This window comes from Polaribacter sp. P097, assembly GCF_036864555.1.
Taxonomy (GTDB): Bacteria; Bacteroidota; Bacteroidia; order Flavobacteriales; family Flavobacteriaceae; genus Polaribacter.
Genome location: NZ_JAZETJ010000001.1, coordinates 872,018 through 884,948, shown reverse-complemented (window position 1 = coordinate 884,948; position 12,931 = coordinate 872,018). Strand labels below are relative to the sequence as shown.

Below are 12,931 nucleotides of genomic sequence, written 5' to 3'. Positions count from 1 at the left end.
TTTAGAAATAAACCTTAATTATGACAAAAATAACTGCAGCAATTACAGCAGTAGGAAAATATGTTCCTGATTACATTCTAACCAATAAAGAGTTGGAAACCTATGTAGATACGAATGACGAATGGATTACGTCTAGAACAGGAATTAAAGAAAGAAGAATTCTTAAAGGTGAAGGTTTAGGTACATCATATATGGCCATAAAAGCGGCTGAAGATTTACTTCAAAAATCAAATACCAAAGCAGAAGATATAGATTTATTAATTGTAGCAACAGCAACACCAGATTTACCAGTTGCAGCTACAGCAGCATACGTTGCTACTAAAATAGGTGCAAAAAATGCATTTTCTTACGATTTGCAAGCAGCCTGTTCAAGCTTCCTATTTGGTATGTCTACAGCTTCAAGTTACGTTGAATCAGGTAGATACAAAAAAGTACTTTTAATTGGGGCAGATAAAATGTCTTCTATTATAGATTATAAAGATAGAGCTACATGCATCATTTTTGGAGATGGAGCAGGTGCAGCTTTATTTGAGCCAAATGAAGAGGGTTATGGTTTACAAGATGAGTTTTTGAGAAGTGATGGAATTGGAAGAGATTTCTTAAGAATCGAAGCTGGAGGATCAATTTTACCACCTTCTGAAGAAACTGTAAAAAACAAACAACACTTTGTACATCAAGAAGGTAAAACTGTGTTTAAATATGCAGTTTCTAATATGGCAGATGTATCAGAAAAAATGCTTACCAGAAATAATCTTAAAGAAGAAGATATTCAATGGTTAGTGCCACATCAAGCTAATAAAAGAATCATAGAGGCTACAGCCAATAGAGTAGGTGTAGGTTCAGATAAGGTTATGATGAATATCCATAAATATGGAAACACCACATCAGCAACTTTACCTTTATTATTAGCAGATTACGAAAATCAATTAAAAAAAGGAGATAACTTAATTTTTGCCGCTTTTGGTGGTGGTTTCACATGGGGAGCCATTTACTTAAAATGGGCGTATAATTCTTAATAACAAAAACTAAACAGTAAGAAGTATGGACATTAAAGAGATTCAAAATCTTATAAAATTTGTAGCAAAATCTGGCGCAAGCGAGGTAAAGTTAGAAATGGAAGATGTAAAAATTACAATTAAAACTGGTACAGGTAAAACAGAAACTACTATTGTGCAAGCAGCACCAATGGCTGCAATGCCTCAAGCAGCAGCACCTGCTCCTGCAGCAGCACCAGTAGCTGAGCCAGCAGCACCAGCAAAAGCAGCTAGCAATGATGAAGATAAATACATCGTTGTAAAATCTCCAATTATTGGAACATTTTATAGAAAGCCAGCTCCAGACAAACCAAATTTTGTAGAGGTTGGTTCAGACATTAATTCAGGAGATACAGTTTGTGTTATTGAAGCAATGAAATTATTTAATGAAATTGAATCTGAAGTATCAGGAAAAATCGTTAAAGTTTTAGTAGATGATTCATCACCTGTAGAATTCGATCAGCCATTATTTTTAGTTGATCCTTCTTAAGTAATGAGTTTATTTTAGAGTTATAGATTATTTACTAACTCCCCTTAAAACTCATAATTCAAAATTATTATACGATGTTTAAAAAAATATTAATTGCAAACAGAGGAGAAATAGCCTTACGTGTTATTAGAACCTGTAAAGAAATGGGTATTAAAACTGTTGCAGTATACTCTAAGGCAGATTCTGAAAGTTTGCATGTTAGATTTGCAGATGAAGCAGTTTGTATTGGACCAGCTCCAAGTAGCGAATCTTATTTAAAAATGTCTAATATCATAGCAGCTGCAGAAATTACAAATGCAGATGCCATACATCCAGGTTATGGATTCTTATCTGAAAATGCTAAATTCTCTAATTTATGCGAAGAGCATAATATTAAGTTTATTGGAGCCACAGGTAAAATGATAGATCAAATGGGAGATAAGGCAAATGCCAAATCTACCATGATTGCTGCTGGTGTACCTTGTGTGCCAGGATCTGAAGGAGTAATAAAAGACTTTGAAGATTGTGAAAAATTAGCAGTTGAAACAGGTTACCCAGTTATGCTTAAAGCTTCTGCAGGTGGTGGAGGTAAAGGTATGCGTGCTGTATGGAAACCAGAAGACTTAAAAGATGCTTGGGATTCTGCAAGACAAGAAAGTAAAGCAGCTTTTGGTAACGATGATATGTATATGGAAAAGCTTATTGAAGAGCCAAGACATATAGAAATACAAATTGTTGGAGATTCTTTTGGTAAGGCTTGTCATTTATCAGAAAGAGATTGTTCTGTACAAAGACGTCATCAAAAATTAACAGAAGAAACACCTTCTCCATTCATGACAGATGAATTAAGAGATAAAATGGGTGAAGCTGCTGTAAAAGCTGCAGAATACATTGGTTATGAAGGTGCAGGAACCGTAGAATTCTTGGTAGATAAACACAGAAATTTCTACTTTATGGAAATGAATACCAGAATTCAAGTAGAGCACCCAATTACTGAAGAAGTAGTGAATTACGATTTAATTCGTGAGCAAATTTTAGTAGCTGCAGGTGTGCCAATTTCTGGTAAAAATTATTATCCACAATTACACTCTATTGAATGTAGAATAAATGCAGAGGATCCTCATAATAACTTTAGACCTGCTCCAGGTAAAATTACGGTTTTACATACTCCTGGAGGTCATGGAGTAAGAATGGATACTCATGTATATGCTGGTTATATGATACCACCAAATTACGATTCTATGATTGCTAAATTAATTGTAACTGCTCAAACCAGAGAAGAAGCAATTAATAAAATGAAAAGGGCTTTAGATGAGTTCGTAATTGAGGGTGTAAAAACTACAATACCTTTCCATAGACAATTAATGGATCATCCAGATTATGTTTCTGGGAACTATACCACTAAATTTATGGAAGATTTTGAAATGAAAGCTTAATATTCATTTTAGATATATAATAAGAGCATACTTAAAGGTATGCTCTTTTTTTTTATCTTTAAACCAAATAAATTAGAGCATGAAGATTGATGGGATTGACAAAATAATCATCAAAAGATTAGTGAAAGATGCAAGAACACCTATTTTAAGCATTGCAAGAGAAGTAGGTATTTCTGGTGCAGCCATTCATCAACGACTAAAAAAGTTAGAAAAATCTAAACTTATAGATGGTTATAAAATGGTTATAAACCCTAGGTCTTTAGGTTATACAACAACCGCTTTTGTAGGTATATTTCTAGACTCATCTAGTCTTTATTCATCAGCAATAAAAAGGTTAAAAGATATACCAGAAATTGTAGAAAGCCATTACACCACTGGTAATTATGCAGTGTTTATTAAAATTTTGTGTAAGAATAATGAAGATCTTATGCATCTATTAAATAAAGACATACAAAATATAAAAGGTGTCTCTAGAACAGAAACCTTTATTTCATTAGATCAGCAAATTAGCAGGCAAATAAGTATCTAAAGTTATAAGATTAACCTTCAAATTGTACCATTTAAAGGTTTTAGAACACATTTTATCAAATAATAATTGATTATCTAAATATTTTAGTTGATTTTTACATACCCATAAATACGCCTAACATGAAATCTTTATCGATACTTTTTATAGATGATGACGAAATTGAAAGATTGAAGTTTAAAAAGGTATGTAATGAGTTTAATGCCAAAAATACCATTTTAGAAGCAGAAAATGGTAAGAAAGCATTGGCATTGGTAAATGAAAAAAACGCAACTTTTGATTTAATCATTTCCGATTTAAACATGCCTGTAATGGATGGTTTCCAGTTTTTAGCTGAACTTAAAAAGAATTCTAGTCTTAAAAGAATACCAATCGTTATCATTTCTTCTTTAGATGATAAAGAAACCATAGAACAATGTTACGATTTAGGTATCTCTAGTTACTTCAATAAATCAGAAGAATTTTCTAAGCACAAAAGCAATTTACTATCAATTTTAGATTACTGGCAAAAAGTAGTTTTATAATTTCTATAATTTTATTAAATTAGAGGTAGAAATCAAAACACTAAAATGGAGCAACCAAACCTATCCTTAATCAAAGAAATTGCTGGCAATGATGAGGATTTTCAAAACAGTATTTTTAGTATTTTAAAAAAAGAGTTCCCTATAGAAAGAGATTTGTATATGGAAAATTTTGGTGCCCAAGATTTAGAAAAAGCCGCTGATGATGTGCATAAGCTTAAGCACAAAATTAGTTTATTAGGCCTACCTAAAGGATTTGAAATTGCCACAAAATACGAGAAAGAACTAAGAGCAAGCAATACAGAATTGCATGATAATTTTGTTGAGATATTAAACAAAATTCATGTATATTTAAACAATTAACCTTTTTTTTGAGATGAAAAATATGAACTGTATAATAATTGATGATGATGAAACTGCAAGATTAATTATAAAGCAACATTGTATAAACTCAGAAAAGATTAATGTTTTAGATGAATTTTCATCAGCAATAGAAGCTATTAAATATTTAAATACAGCAAAAGTAGATTTGGTGTATTTAGATATTCATATGCCTTCGTTTTCAGGGTTTGATTTTATACAAACACTTAAAAACCCACCAAAAATAGTACTAACTACAAGCGATAAAAATCTTGCAATTGAAGCTTTTGAATTTAAAAGCGTAGTAGATTACTTACTAAAACCAATTACCAAAGAGAGGTTTACTAAATCTTTAGAAAAAATAGAATCATTATCTGTAACTGAAGATCCTCAAAGTGAAATTAAAACAAACGCTGAGTCACTTTTTGTAAGTGTTGATAGACGTTTGGTAAAAATAAATATTGCAGATATTTACTTAATTGAAGCCAAAGGAGATTATATTAATATTAAAACTGATGGTAAAAATTATATTGTTCATTCAACTTTAAAGAAAATAGAAGATAAATTACCTGCAGAAAACTTTTTTAAAGTACATAGATCATTTATTATCAATACTACAGAAATTGTTGATATTGAGGATAATACAGTATTAGTTCGTAAGGATGTTGTACCTGTAAGTAGGTCTAACAAAAGCGAATTAATGAACAAACTTAATCTATTATAATTTACATTTTGTCGACACTTATCTGCCATTCATCGAATGAAAAAGTTCAATAAACGAACGTAAATGAGCATGGCCTTAAATAGCATTAAATTTAAAGGATAGAACAATTATAAGTTGGGGGATTTATAAATTGTATTCAATGGAGCTGATTTTTTAAATCAGCTCTTTTTTTATGTCATTCATTTAAACCTAATTCCACTACATTTGTTTCAAGAAGGTAATTTATAAAGTTGTGAAGTCTAATAAACCCATTTTTTACATGATATTTAGCGTAGTTGCTTTTGCGCTAATGAGTTCTTTTGTAAAGTATTTAAGTGATTTTAATGTATATCAAATTGTGTTTTTTAGATCAATTGGTACCTTATTCTTTACACTTCCATTAATTATAAAAAACCGAATTCCATTTTTTGGTAATAAGAAAAAGTGGTTGTTTTTAAGAGGCCTATTGGGAGTAGTTTCTTTAACTTGTTTTTTTCAATCGTTAAATTATTTACCTATAGGTACTGCAGTATCATTAAGATATGTAGCACCAATCTTTGCTGCTATTTTTGCATACATTTTCTTAAAAGAGAAAATTAAACCCATTCAGTGGTTTTTATTTTTCATTGCTTTTGTTGGTGTTCTAATTATTAAAGGTTTTGGTACAGATGTAAATTATATTGGGTTATTCTTTGTACTCTTATCAGCTATTTTCTTAGGTTTAATTTTCGTCGTAATTCGTAAAATAGGTACTAGTGAAAATCCATTAATTATCATTAATTATTTCATGGTTATGGCTTTTGTTTTTGGAGGGTTAATGAGTATTCCTTATTGGAGAAATCCTACTACCATTGAGTTGTTATTGTTTCTAAGCACAGGAGTTCTAGGTTATATTGGTCAGTTATATATGACCAAAGCTTTTCAAGCTCAAGAAACTAATTTAATTGCACCTATTAAATATTTAGAAGTAGTAATTACAATTATTATAGGAGCATTTTGGTTTGGTGAAGTTTATAATTTATGGACTATATTAGGTATACTATTAATTGTTTCAGGCCTTATCTATAATATTTATGTTAAGCAAAATGATACCAAATAAAAAACCTTTAAAATCGATGGGATTTTAAAGGTTTTTGTACTCAAGGTGGGAATCGAACCCACACTCCCGAAAGAACTGGATTTTGAATCCAGCGCGTCTACCAATTCCGCCACTTGAGCTTTTAATAGAGAATGCAAATCTACTAATAATATTTAGTATTTAAAGTGAAAATTTTAATTTCAAACTCAATAAATAATTTCTACTTTTGTACGCTTACAACAACACAACAAAAATCCTTATTAGATGATTAATAATCAACTTGCTCCAAAACTTTTTGCTTGCAGACAGAGTACTGTTTTAGCTGAAAAAATTGCCAAAGAATACAACACTGAGTTAGGTAACGTACACACAACTTATTTTAGTGATGGTGAATTTCAACCAGCTTTTGAAGAATCTGTTCGTGGAAGAAGAGTGTTTATTATTGGCTCTACATTTCCTAATGCAGATAACTTAATGGAAATGTTACTAATGTGTGATGCTGCAAAAAGAGCGTCTGCAAGACACATTACAGCTGTAATGCCATATTTTGGTTGGGCAAGACAAGATAGAAAAGATAAACCTAGAGTTGCAATTGGTGCAAAATTAGTAGCGAAATTATTAGAATCTGCAGGGGCTACAAGAATTATGACAATGGATCTTCATGCAGATCAAATTCAAGGATTTTTCGAAAAACCAGTAGATCACCTATTTGCTTCTACTATTTTTATGCCTTACATAGAAAGCTTAAAGTTAGATAATCTAACAATAGCTTCACCAGATATGGGAGGATCTAAAAGAGCATATGCATATTCTAAGCACTTATTATCAGATGTAGTTATTTGTTACAAACAAAGAAAAAAAGCCAATGTTATTGGGCATATGGAGTTAATTGGTGATGTTAAAGGTAAGAATGTAATTCTTGTAGATGATATGATAGATACAGGAGGAACACTTGCACATGCTGCTAATTTAATGAAAGAAAGAGGAGCATTAAGTGTAAGAGCTATTTGTACACACCCAATCCTTTCTGGAGGGGCATATGAAAAAATAGAAAACTCAGCCTTAACAGAATTAATAGTTTCAGATACAATTCCTTTAAAAAAGGAGACTTCCAAAATAAAAGTTGTATCTTGCGCGCCCTTATTCGCTGATGTTATGCATAAAGTACAGGATAACACCTCAATAAGTGGACAATTTTTAATGTAAATAATTAACAAAAAAAGTAATGAAATCAATTACAATTAAAGGATCAAAAAGAGAAAGCGTGGGCAAAGCAGCAACCAAAGCCTTACGTAATGCTGGTATGGTTCCTTGCGTTATATACGGAGGAGAAACACCAATACACTTTTCAGCAGAAGAAAAAGCGTTTAAAAATTTGGTATATACTCCAAATGTATATACTGCAAGTCTTGAAGTTGATGGAGAAAAAATTCCTGCTATTTTACAAGACATTCAGTTTCATCCTGTTTCTGATAAAATCTTACATGTAGATTTTTATCAATTATTCGATGATAAAGAAGTTACAATGAACATTCCAGTTCAATTAACAGGTACTTCTCCAGGGGTATTAAATGGTGGTTCATTACGTTTTACAAACCGTAAATTAAAAGTAAAAGCAATACCTGCTAATTTACCAGATTTTATTACTGCAGATATTTCTAAATTAAAAATCGGTCATAAATTAGTGATTACTTCATTATTTAATGATGATTATACTTTTATGCACCCAGATAACACTGTTGTTGTTCAAGTTAGAACTTCACGTAATGCAGCAGCTGGTTCTGATGATGAAGATTTAGAAGATGCAGCAGAAGTTGAAGCAACTGCAGAAGGAGAAACTACATAGTAGTTATCGACAATAAATTTTAAAGAAGCGTTACAATTTTGTAGCGCTTTTTTTTTGTAAAACTTTCAAAGACAATTATCTAATTTCTTTATACTTTTGAAAGCTAATAACGATGTTAAATTTAATTTTAAAGCAATTAAAGTTAGAATAGAGAAGAACATGAAGAAAAAATTAATTGTTGGTTTAGGCAATATTGGCGATAAATACACTTACACGCGTCATAACATTGGGTTTAAGATTTTAGATGAAGTTGCTGAAGAACACAATGTAAGCTTTGAAACAGAAAAGTTAGGTGATATTGCTAGTTTTAGATTTAAGGGCAGAACTTTTATCCTTTTAAAACCTAGTACTTTTATGAATCTAAGTGGTAAAGCTGTAAAGTATTGGATGGATAAAGAAAAAATTTCTATTGAAAATATACTTGTTGTAACTGATGATTTAAATATCGATTTTGGAACTATAAGACTTAAAGCTAAGGGAAGTGATGGTGGTCATAATGGATTAAAAGACATTCAAGAGAAATTAGGTACTAACAAGTATCCAAGATTTAGATTTGGTGTTGGCGCTAACTATTCTAAAGGTCGCCAAGTAGATTATGTTTTAGGAGAATGGAATAAAGAAGAAACAAGCTTACTAATAGAAAGACTCCCTTTATCAGCTAAGGTAGTTACATCTTTTGGTACAGATGGTTTAGCAAATACTATGAATAATTATAATAATAAATAGTTATCTAATAGAACTTAAATAAAAAAGAGCTTGAATTCATCAAGCTCTTTTTTATTTAAATTTATGGATTTAATCTCTTACAAAATCTATGGTAACTGAACTGGTTATAGTATTAGATCCTGAAGTTTCAATATCTTCTTGATTAATACTAAAAATGGTATTATTAAAGTTGATTACATTATAAGTATCCACTAAAAAATCACCATTTATTGCAGTAAATGTAATAGTATTATTTATTCCATTTAATTGATAAGTACCATTAGTATCTGTAGTTAAAATACTCGTAGTTTCTGTTGTAGAACCTCCATTTGGAGTAGTATTTTTAACTTCTCTGTACAACCCAGAAATGGAATATGTACCATTTGCGTTAATTAATAAATCTACTTGAAAAGTATCTCCTACAATAGTTGAAGTTGCTAAATCTACTACAGCACCTGTGCTTGAAGTAGCTGTTTCTTTTTCTTCGCCAGTTAAGTTTCCAATGGTATAAGTACCTGCTAAGTTCGCATTAGAAAGTAGTAAAGGGGTATCGTTATTATCATCTCCACAACTTACCAAAAAGGTTGAAAGAAATAATAGTAGAACGAATTTATAATTTTTCATATCGATGATTTTTTTATCAAATATAACTTCAAAAGAAACAGAAAAGTATATTTTGATGTTACTTTTATGCTAATTTCTAGTTTTCACTAGCAAACCATTCTGCAAAGCTAGAATCTGTTTCTTGTAATTTTATAGAATGTAGTTTAATATTATCTGGCAATCGTTTTTTTATTTTATCAGCAAAATCAATAACCATCATTTCACTGGTGGGTTGATAATCAACTAAGATAACATGATGATCTCTATCCATCAATTCTTTAGCCAATTCTACGTGAGGCGTATTTTTATTAAACACAGTAGCATGATCGAAGACATCTACAATCTCCTCGTTTACAATCTTTTTTAAATCACCAAAATCGATAACCATACCAAACTTTACATGAGAATTGTCTGTAATAGGTTGCCCAGAAACAGTAACAGAAAGTTTGTAAGAATGTCCATGAACATTTTTACATTTACCATCATAACCATATAATGCATGGCCAGTTTCGAATTTAAATTGTTTGGTAATTCTAATAGTACTCATGAAGATTGATTTCTAAATTTGAGGCAAAAATAAGCAATAACAAAGAGTATAGCTAAATCTGTAAAATTTATTTAATTATTGATGTAAAAAATTCTCAAGAACATCTGCAATTTTACGGTTGTCTGACAATTGCGGAATCTTATTTTGACCTCCAAATTTACCTATTGATTTCATGTACTCATGAAAGCCACCTTTTTTAACCTTTCTAATAACAAGTGGTCTTAAAATTTTACCTTCAATCAAATCTAGATAATATATGTTCTGAGCTTGCATAGAAGCATCTATTTTAGATGCAAATTCCTCTAAATTAATTGGTTCGTTTTCAAATTCTATGAACCATTCGTGATAAGGTAAACCCTCTGTAGGATTCACTTGAGGTGCAACAGTAAACTCGCTAATATTTATTTCTGTTCCAAGAATGGCATCATTTAGTGCTTTTTCTACTTCTTTACCAATAACATGTTCTCCAAAAGCAGAAATGAAATGTTTAATTCTACCTGTAACTTTAATTCTATAAGGTTTTGTAGATGTAAATTCTACAGTATCTCCAATATTATAACCCCATAAACCAGCTGTTGTGTTTAAAATGATTACATAATTAACTCCTAATTGTACCTCTTTTAAAGAAATTCTAGTAGGATTTTCATCAAAAAATTCTGTTGCAGGTATAAATTCATAAAAAATACCAGAATCTAATTGCAATAACATCCCTTTTGCTGTCTGTGAATCTTGATAAGCAATAAAACCTTCTGAAGCAGGATATAGCTCTATATAATCTATTTTTTTACCAATAATACTCTCAAATTTATTTTTATAGGGTTCAAAATTGACACCTCCATAAATAAAGAAGTTAAAATTTGGGAAGATCTCAGAGATAGATTTACCCGTTTTTTCAATTAGTTTTTCAAAGTACATTTGCACCCAAGAAGGGATACCACTAATAACAGACATGTCTTCATTAACGGTTTCTTCTACAATGGCATTTACTTTTGTATCCCAATCTTCGATACAATTAGTTTCCCAACTTGGTAGTCTGTTTTTTAACAAATATTGAGGTACATAGTGAGCTACAATACCACTTAATCTTCCAAGTTTAATTCCGTTTTTATCTTGTAGAACAGGGCTACCTTGTAAAAAAATCATTTTACCATTTACAAAACTGGCATCGTTTTTTTCTGCGATATAAAACAACAATGCATTTCTTGCTGCTTTAATATGAGTTGGCATAGAATCTTTGGTAATTGGTATGTATTTTGCACCAGAAGTTGTACCTGAAGTTTTTGCAAAATAAAGAGGTTTACCTGTCCAAAGCACATCAGATTCACCTTTAACAATTCTATCTACGTAAGGCCTTAAACCTTCGTAATCTGTTACTTTTACGCGCTTTTTAAAATCTGCATAGGTAGATATGTTTTTAAAATCATGATCTTTACCAAAAGCAGTTTGATGCCCTTTAGCAATTAAGTTTTTAAAAACTTTATCTTGAGTTTTAAAAGGTTTGTTTGCCCATTTCCAAACTTGCTTAGTAGCAAATTTTGCAAACGGAATTGCGAAAAATGATTTTATACTCATTATTTAAAGTCGATCAAATTTGTTGGATTCACTGCATAACCATCACTCCAAAGTTCAAAATGTAAATGTGGCCCAGTGGTTAGCTCTCCTGTAGAACCTACACTTGCTATAACCTCTCCAGACTTTACAAAATCACCTTGTTGTTTAAGTAAATTACCATTGTGTTTATATACAGAAATATAATTGTAAGCATGTTTTAGAATAATTACATAACCAGTTTCTGTTGTCCAACCAGAGAAAATTACAGTACCATCTGCAGTTGCTTTTACTGGGGCATTTTTACTAGCAGTAATATCTACAGCCAAATGTTTTGTTTTAGCATCAAAAGGTTGAGAAATACTACCAGTTACTGGAGCAAAGAATACAATTTTTACGTTAGAAGAAGTGCTATTTTGTATTGGAAAACGATCTCTACTTTCTATTTTTTCTCTAAACAAAGAATCTTCTCTACTTGCATTTAATAAACTGTCTTTAATTACAACTTTACTAGATTCTATTTTAGTTGTATCTAAAACATCTGCCTTAATTTGTCCTGTTAATATAGGTTGTAAGGCTTTAGTATAATTATTTAAAACATCTAATTTGCGTTTTAAAGAATCTGTTTGAAAAGCCAACTTTGTAGCTTTAATTTTTAAATCGGTTGATGAATAACCAGGAATAAATTCTTTGATTGGCGTAAAAGTGATAAAAAAAGTTGTTATTAAAATTAGTAAGAACGATAAAACGCCCCCCAAAACAAATACATTTAAACGAGATAGTTTTAAAGAAAAACGTTCTTCAAACGTATCTTCATTTAAAACCACTAATCTGTATTTATCAGTTAGTTTTTGTTTTAATTTGCCTTTACTTTTCGGTTTTTTACTCACTATTTTTTTGTGCTTTTACCTTTAGATTAACGTAAAAATAACGAAACTATTTTTTATAAAAATTCATTTCATCTATATATTGCCAAACTTCGTTGGTTAATAGTGGCTTAATGTTTTTTTTATTTTTAATTCCGTTTCTAATCATGGTAGAAGAAAGCTCAATAATTGGAGCATCAACCTTATGGATTTTAGGATGATTTTTAAATTGATGTTCTACAGTTCCATCAGAAATTCTTGGATAGACATAAATGTGATTGTGCTCTAAAATAGTCTCATAATTCTTCCATTTATGAAAACTCTTCAAATTATCTTCGCCCATTATCAAACAAAATTCTTTATTTGGGTAAGTATCTGCAATGTGTGCTAGAGTATGTACAGTATAATTTGGCTGAGGTAATTTAAATTCGATATCTGAAGGTTTAATTTTTTCATAATCTTCAGTTGCTCTATAGACCAACTCAAATCTATGATGATTTTCTAAGAGTGAACTCTTTTTCTTAAAAGGATTATGAGGTGTAACTACCATCCAGATTTCATCTAACTCAGAGTTTTCAACCATATGGTTTGCAATGATTAAATGACCTACATGAATAGGGTTAAAAGTGCCAAAGTATAAACCAACTTTACTCATAATTTTATTATAACTTCTAAAATAGAACTAAACT

Annotated in this window: 16 protein-coding genes and 1 tRNA gene; 11 read left to right on the top strand and 6 right to left on the bottom strand. The window is 30.6% G+C overall.

What is annotated here, in order from left to right:
* Positions 1-20 precede the first annotated feature (20 nt).
* The 8 genes from V7R38_RS04130 (at position 21) to V7R38_RS04095 (ending at position 6,148) form a co-directional block, all read left to right on the top strand.
* The gene (locus V7R38_RS04130; RefSeq protein ID WP_334056162.1) at positions 21-1,016 is read left to right on the top strand and encodes a beta-ketoacyl-ACP synthase III; all 996 of its coding nucleotides are present in this window, start codon (positions 21-23) and stop codon (positions 1,014-1,016) included.
* Positions 1,017-1,041: 25 nt separating this feature from the next.
* Positions 1,042-1,524 (top strand): acetyl-CoA carboxylase biotin carboxyl carrier protein, encoded by a 483-nt coding sequence (accB, locus tag V7R38_RS04125; RefSeq protein WP_015481592.1) that lies wholly within the window; start codon positions 1,042-1,044, stop codon positions 1,522-1,524.
* Between the two features lie 74 nt (positions 1,525-1,598).
* Entirely contained in the window at positions 1,599-2,939 is a 1,341-nt protein-coding gene (accC, locus tag V7R38_RS04120) for an acetyl-CoA carboxylase biotin carboxylase subunit (RefSeq protein ID WP_015481593.1), read from the top strand.
* Positions 2,940-3,018: 79 nt separating this feature from the next.
* Positions 3,019-3,468 (top strand): Lrp/AsnC ligand binding domain-containing protein, encoded by a 450-nt coding sequence (locus tag V7R38_RS04115; RefSeq protein ID WP_015481594.1) that lies wholly within the window; start codon positions 3,019-3,021, stop codon positions 3,466-3,468.
* Between the two features lie 119 nt (positions 3,469-3,587).
* A complete protein-coding gene (locus V7R38_RS04110; RefSeq protein ID WP_334056161.1) occupies positions 3,588-3,989 on the top strand; it encodes a response regulator in 402 nt (133 codons plus the stop codon).
* A 45-nt stretch (positions 3,990-4,034) separates the two neighbouring features.
* Complete coding sequence (locus V7R38_RS04105; protein ID WP_015481596.1) at positions 4,035-4,349, top strand: hypothetical protein; 315 nt, start codon at positions 4,035-4,037, stop codon at positions 4,347-4,349.
* Positions 4,350-4,371: 22 nt separating this feature from the next.
* The gene (locus V7R38_RS04100) at positions 4,372-5,070 is read left to right on the top strand and encodes a LytR/AlgR family response regulator transcription factor (RefSeq protein ID WP_041383554.1); all 699 of its coding nucleotides are present in this window, start codon (positions 4,372-4,374) and stop codon (positions 5,068-5,070) included.
* Between the two features lie 259 nt (positions 5,071-5,329).
* Positions 5,330-6,148: a DMT family transporter gene (locus tag V7R38_RS04095; RefSeq protein WP_438825586.1), complete on the top strand. Its 819-nt coding sequence runs from the start codon at positions 5,330-5,332 to the stop codon at positions 6,146-6,148.
* Positions 6,149-6,185: 37 nt separating this feature from the next.
* Here the strand turns inward: V7R38_RS04095 and V7R38_RS04090 are convergent.
* Positions 6,186-6,267, bottom strand: a tRNA-Leu gene (locus tag V7R38_RS04090).
* A 124-nt stretch (positions 6,268-6,391) separates the two neighbouring features.
* On the opposite strand from V7R38_RS04090, the gene V7R38_RS04085 reads away from it, so the two are divergent.
* The 3 genes from V7R38_RS04085 to pth all read left to right on the top strand — a co-directional run bounded on the left by V7R38_RS04085 (position 6,392) and on the right by pth (position 8,699).
* On the top strand, positions 6,392-7,333 hold the full coding sequence (locus tag V7R38_RS04085) for a ribose-phosphate pyrophosphokinase (protein WP_015481599.1): 942 nt from the start codon (positions 6,392-6,394) through the stop codon (positions 7,331-7,333).
* 19 nt (positions 7,334-7,352) lie between these two features.
* The gene (locus V7R38_RS04080; RefSeq protein ID WP_015481600.1) at positions 7,353-7,973 is read left to right on the top strand and encodes a 50S ribosomal protein L25/general stress protein Ctc; all 621 of its coding nucleotides are present in this window, start codon (positions 7,353-7,355) and stop codon (positions 7,971-7,973) included.
* A 159-nt stretch (positions 7,974-8,132) separates the two neighbouring features.
* The gene (gene pth / locus V7R38_RS04075; RefSeq protein WP_334056159.1) at positions 8,133-8,699 is read left to right on the top strand and encodes an aminoacyl-tRNA hydrolase; all 567 of its coding nucleotides are present in this window, start codon (positions 8,133-8,135) and stop codon (positions 8,697-8,699) included.
* Between the two features lie 69 nt (positions 8,700-8,768).
* Here pth and V7R38_RS04070 read toward each other — a convergent pair whose 3' ends face one another.
* From V7R38_RS04070 to nadD, 5 genes are all read right to left on the bottom strand, one after another.
* A complete protein-coding gene (locus V7R38_RS04070) occupies positions 8,769-9,302 on the bottom strand; it encodes a hypothetical protein (RefSeq protein ID WP_334056158.1) in 534 nt (177 codons plus the stop codon).
* Positions 9,303-9,378: 76 nt separating this feature from the next.
* Complete coding sequence (locus V7R38_RS04065; RefSeq protein WP_015481603.1) at positions 9,379-9,828, bottom strand: 6-pyruvoyl trahydropterin synthase family protein; 450 nt, start codon at positions 9,826-9,828, stop codon at positions 9,379-9,381.
* A 75-nt stretch (positions 9,829-9,903) separates the two neighbouring features.
* Complete coding sequence (locus tag V7R38_RS04060; RefSeq protein WP_334056157.1) at positions 9,904-11,400, bottom strand: GH3 auxin-responsive promoter family protein; 1,497 nt, start codon at positions 11,398-11,400, stop codon at positions 9,904-9,906.
* On the bottom strand, positions 11,400-12,266 hold the full coding sequence (locus V7R38_RS04055; RefSeq protein ID WP_015481605.1) for a M23 family metallopeptidase: 867 nt from the start codon (positions 12,264-12,266) through the stop codon (positions 11,400-11,402). Before V7R38_RS04055 ends, V7R38_RS04060 begins: the two co-directional genes overlap by 1 nt.
* Before the next feature lie 46 nt (positions 12,267-12,312).
* Positions 12,313-12,897 (bottom strand): nicotinate (nicotinamide) nucleotide adenylyltransferase, encoded by a 585-nt coding sequence (gene nadD, locus V7R38_RS04050; RefSeq protein ID WP_334056156.1) that lies wholly within the window; start codon positions 12,895-12,897, stop codon positions 12,313-12,315.
* Positions 12,898-12,931 lie beyond the last annotated feature (34 nt).